This is a genomic window from Aliivibrio sp. S4MY1 (assembly GCF_028765545.1).
Classification (GTDB): domain Bacteria; phylum Pseudomonadota; class Gammaproteobacteria; order Enterobacterales; family Vibrionaceae; genus Aliivibrio.
On sequence record NZ_JARACP010000072.1, the window covers coordinates 1 to 546 of the forward strand.

Annotated in this window: 1 pseudogene; it reads right to left on the minus strand. The window is 45.2% G+C overall.

The window, feature by feature from the left end:
* Positions 1 to 546 (minus strand): annotated as a pseudogene (locus PVK71_RS20385) (hypothetical protein); the annotation flags it as partial.

A 546-nucleotide genomic window follows, 5' to 3' on the forward strand; every position in this document is an offset into this window, starting at 1 on the left:
AAACGCCCATCGTGCATTATGTCTTGGATAGATTGACCACTGTGCTCTGGCTCGTACAAGATCCCCATAACAACCAGCTCTTTCATGATCCATGCAATGGTTGAGCTTGATACATTGATCTCTTTACCAATCTCAATGCATAAGCGTGTTACGTTAATGCAGCCTGTAACGGCGTCTGAGTTGTATGAAATCCAACGCAGGGTATTCTCTATATTTTGTTTATGATCAGCCCTGAATGATAGGTTACGCTTGCGCAACTCAGCTTCAATGAGCTTATGTACCAAACATGGCCATTGAGCGCTGACCCATGCGCCGTGTTTCTCAAGGGTATTAAAGAGTTTACGATTGAGTGTGGGAATGGCTTTGAGCTTACGCTCTTGGTAAGGGATAACTTCTTGGTTTTTATTGTACGACTCAGCAGGATGCCAAACTGGAGCAATTGCCCATTTGCGAGAGTGGTTTGTTTTCAATTCAAGAGGAGCCGTGTCGTTACTTTCCGAGCGCATACGACTAAGCGCAGCGAGCGGTTGCTCACTGTGCTTATTT